Source organism: Flavonifractor sp. An4 (assembly GCF_002161755.1).
GTDB lineage: Bacteria > Bacillota > Clostridia > Oscillospirales > Oscillospiraceae > Flavonifractor > Flavonifractor avicola.
In genome coordinates this window covers 1-3752 of sequence record NZ_NFIL01000078.1, presented here as the reverse complement: position 1 = coordinate 3752, position 3752 = coordinate 1, and the positions used below count along the sequence as shown (strand labels likewise).

General features: G+C 55.9%; 3 protein-coding genes. 1 reads left to right on the top strand and 2 read right to left on the bottom strand.

The features are described 5' to 3' along the window. The coding region (locus tag B5F94_RS15525; protein ID WP_087331429.1) for a DUF2800 domain-containing protein at positions 1 to 1201 on the bottom strand (1201 nt) is incomplete at its 3' end. A gap of 185 nt (positions 1202 to 1386) precedes the next feature. Continuing rightward, positions 1387 to 1785, bottom strand: a complete 399-nt coding sequence (locus B5F94_RS16330) for a hypothetical protein (protein ID WP_143383332.1) — start codon at positions 1783 to 1785, stop codon at positions 1387 to 1389. 1124 nt (positions 1786 to 2909) lie between these two features. On the opposite strand from B5F94_RS16330, the gene B5F94_RS15520 reads away from it, so the two are divergent. Beyond that, a partial coding sequence (locus tag B5F94_RS15520; RefSeq protein ID WP_143383331.1) for a hypothetical protein occupies positions 2910 to 3752 on the top strand: 843 nt, incomplete at its 3' end.

Here is a 3752-nt window from a genome sequence, read left to right as displayed (position 1 = left end):
GCCCTCCGACGACGGTATCATCCCGGCGGAGGACATCCCTGCCCGGAGAGCGGACGGCGTAGCTAGCTACCATCTGATATGCTTCGTCACCGATGGCCTGCCGCATCTCGCGGGGTGTCCGCAGTTTCAAGCCCCGCTCCCAGAGGCCATGCGCTTCCAGGATTTCCCGCACCGTCGCCTCGTCATGGAAGCGCAGATTGCCGGGGTTGTGGCCCAGCCGATAGCCAGGTATAGTACCCCCATGCTGGATATGACCGACGGCCCATTCCTCCAGGGGTCTTTGGCAGGACTCAATGTCCCCGAGCAGTCCCAACAGCTCAGAGACTTCCTGCTCGCTGAGCTTGGGGACCTGTTGAGGCGATACGGTTGCCCCGCGCCCATACCGGCTGACCAACATCGTGATCATCTGTTCAATCCACGCCCGGCACAGGGGCCGTCCTGGGCACAGATTGCAATGCTGTCCGGGACGGAAAGTCCGCTCGCCCTGCATCACGCGGTGCACCAGGGGCACCATGGTCTCCTCGCCCCACCGGGTCAGCTCCTCCGAGGTCATCTCGACGCGCCGATCAAAGTTGATTCCGGGTTTCATGACTTCCAGGATGATTTTTGGCCGGACGCCAAACTCGTTGATTAGACCGAGTGCGTACAGTTTGCACTGGCCGAGCGCCTGTGTGTAGTGGATAGGACCCGTGCCGGCCTTGTACTCCATGGCATAGATCGTATCATCCGTCACAATCGCACAGTCGCAATATCCAACGCAGATACCTTCCAGAGCCCATGCGGCCAGGCAGTCCACATGATACTCGGGCAACAGTACCGGATGGGTGCCGCGCGCCTGCTCGGCCCGATATACCGATGTGACCCGTCTCACGCAAGCGTCGATGACCTTTTGGGCCTTTGCTGAGGCATGGAGCATATCGAGTGGCTCAGGATCAAGACCAACATACCGTGCCAACTCATAGGCTATGAGCGCATGGACGATCTTGCCACCGCGCACATCTGGGTCGGGGATGTCCGCGACCGCGGCCCAATCCTCGGCTCTCTCGCTGTGACTGCTTCGATACCGGGCGCCAAATTCCGCTGCTCCCGTGCAGGCCGGCAGCAGCGCCGCCAACCTCGGTGCGAGGGCCTGTGGCCCCAAGTTGTTGCCCTGACTCTCAGGCTGGGCCGGAGATACAGGGCGGACTGTCATTTCCTTCATGACAGTCACCTCCTTGAAATAGTAGTCAAGGATCGGAACATCCGCCAGCGCCCTGTATCTGGCTTATCGGCCGTAATATGTGCTGCGATACTTGCTATTACAGCGGGTCAAAACGTAATTTTATATTACAATTTATTGCTCGCCTGTTACTCTATATTATAATCATTAAAATTAAAATGTCAACATTATTTCAAAAAATTTTGTTTTGCTCTGGACTGCGTTCCATTTCCCGGTGCGGCCAAGGCAAAAGCGGGCCAGAATTTCCAGCCAGAGGAAAAAAGATGAAATTCTGCATTTTTCCTCCCACTGGAAATTTGCTGAAAATGCGCAAAATTGCGGCCAGATACAGTTTTCAGCACGCGTGTCATATGACATGACTTGATGCTGAAAACTGTCGTCGCTTCGCTCCAAAATATGCCCATATATGCGAATAAAAAAATCCGGTTCTGCAAAATGCTGAAATTCACCATTTTTTGATCCGGGATTTTACCTGGTTTCAGCACTGAAACCGATGCATATATGGGCTGCTTTTGCCGTTCTGCACCGTTCGGCGCTATAAACGGCAAAAAAGCCAAAAAGGGCATAAGGGGTCCTGACACGCCGCCGGTAAAACCGTCTGCGTGGCCGGCACAGCCGGCAGGACTGACGCCACGTCGCCGGGCAAGCCCGCCGCCGCAGCGTCACCCCGCGCCCTGCCTTGCGGCAGATCGCGGGGCCCTTACTGCGCGCCGTCCGTGGGCCGTCGCTTGCCCTTGCCGCCTACGGCGTCTGCGGGTGCCCTCTAACGCCAAAAATGGGGATGGGACGCTCAGCGTCCCATCCCCATTTTTGTTTGCCCGCCTACGGCGGAACAGTCTCGTGATACATATTATATAATAAGGTAGGCTGGGTCGCCTACCGCACCATTTTTCGCGCCGGGGCCTTGAAGTCATGACCCCCGGCAAGGCCACGTACGCCCGCGTGGGACGCATCCCCATGTATTCCTCCCCTGGGGGGGAAGCGGTCCCCATGCCTCAAATGTCCGCTGTCTCCGCCAGCGCAGGAGTATTGATGAAGCTGGAGCCGAAGGGTCGGCTGATATCATGTCTGCAATATGTGAAACCACTTGATTTTCCAGCGGACATGGTATAAAATGATGCTGGAAACGCAATTAAGCGGCAGCCCGCAGGGTGTTTGCACCACCCCACGGGCCTGTGAAGAGTGTCTCGACCACTCAGCACAACAGTCAAATTGACTGCACCGTAGCCTTATTATACCCAGACACAGCCCTTTTTGCAAGGGCGAAAGGCGGGGGATAGGGCCTATTGTGTTACGCTCTGATTTTTCGGGCGGTGTTGGGTCTTACGCTCGACACCGCTTTTTGCGTTTCCGGCAGAACCGGTGACCTGGGGTGGGGCCTTTGCGGCCTCTCCCCGGGGCCACCCTGTCGGAAACCACAGCGTACATATATATGTAATGGAGAGGGGGCACTCTGTAAACGAATGACAGAGAGATGCGCGGTTGCACCCCTCTCCCGTTACTTTTCTGCCCCCGCCGTGGAGCAGGAAGATGCGGCAGATCTTCCGCAGCCCCACGGCACCTTGAAAATCTGGCATTCAGGCCAGAGCATTGACGACAGAGAAAAAACACTCTGTCCGAGGTGGTGCGAGTCCGGAGCGTACCATCCCACATACAACCGATAACATCACCTACAAGGAGGTAATTACGAATGAAAACTAAGTTTAGTTCCCGTAAACTGATGGCGTCCCTTCTGGTGGCCATCCTGTCCCTGTCCATCGTCGGTGTGAACATCTTCGGCGGTGCGCTCGGCTACAACGACATTCTGTACGAAGGTTACATCAAGGGTAACACGACCCTCGGTGGCAACCTGACCCTGACCGACCCCGCGGCTCGTGACCTGTACAATGACCTTATCTTCACATCCGGAGCACCCGGTTCCGCGTCTGGAAGCGGTTACGGTTCGTTCTACACCGGCGTCCGAGCCACTGGCGCATATGCCATCATCAACGGTGTTGATGACACTATCACAGGCGGCACGGGGGAGACCCATACCCTCGACGAACTGCGTCCCATCGGGAACATCAAGTGGGTGCTCCATGACGGCGTGCTGGTCATCACCAACGATTGGACTGACGCAGAGGTCGAAGCCAAGATGAACCGCAATGTCGACGAAACCATGCAGTTCAACGCAAGAAAGTCCATGACTCAGATGAACTTCCTGAACTTCGAACATTCCCAGTTAAAAATCACCCCGTTCCGCAACAACCCCAACATCGAGACCGTCATCATAGGCGATAATATCGACTACAACGCAGTGCGTGCCCTGTTCGTTGGTTGCGACAATTTGCGTAACATCATCTGCCTCGACAGTGGGTTCAATAAAATCATCGAGGACAGCGACCTTGATTACGCAATCGTATGTGCCGGCGAGACCAGCGGTGAATTTTACGGTAAAACCTCAAGCGCGTCCACTCCGGACACAGCCGATAAAATCGCATACCTGAGCAGTAACGACCGCTTGGACTTTACCAAGTACACTCCTGCCAGCAAG